This window comes from Vibrio sp. 1151_11 (assembly GCF_029478525.1).
Taxonomy (GTDB): domain Bacteria; phylum Pseudomonadota; class Gammaproteobacteria; order Enterobacterales; family Vibrionaceae; genus Vibrio; species Vibrio anguillarum.
Genome location: NZ_SHMN01000118.1, coordinates 1 through 360, shown reverse-complemented (window position 1 = coordinate 360; position 360 = coordinate 1). Strand labels below are relative to the sequence as shown.

The following is a 360-nucleotide window of genomic DNA, read 5'->3' as shown; positions in this document are numbered from 1 at the left end:
GGCTATCAAGTTGAGTTCATCATTAATGTCGGTAAATTGGTTTAAATTGGAGTACTATTCTGCGATTAAACTTGCTGAAGAACTCGATGACAATCCCAATTAAAAATGTATCAAATCCGGAAATATCGTGCTCAAACTGCCATGCTTGTTGTTGCCGTTTGGAGGTTATGATCATTACCGATACAGGTGTACCAGAGCAGCACATTGCATTTGATGAATGGGGTGGAGAAACTATGCTGCGTTTGTCAGATGGTTGGTGTTCAGCTCTAGATCGTGAAACGTTCATGTGCACAATTTACGAAAATCGCCCTTGGATTTGTCGAGAATTCGAAATGGGCTCTTACGAATGTCGAGATGAAC

1 protein-coding gene is annotated in these 360 nt (G+C 41.1%); it reads left to right on the top strand.

Annotated features, from left to right (window positions below; translation table 11 throughout):
- Positions 1-86: 86 nt before the first annotated feature.
- A partial coding sequence (locus tag EXZ60_RS19020; protein WP_193255114.1) for a YkgJ family cysteine cluster protein occupies positions 87-360 on the top strand: 274 nt, incomplete at its 3' end.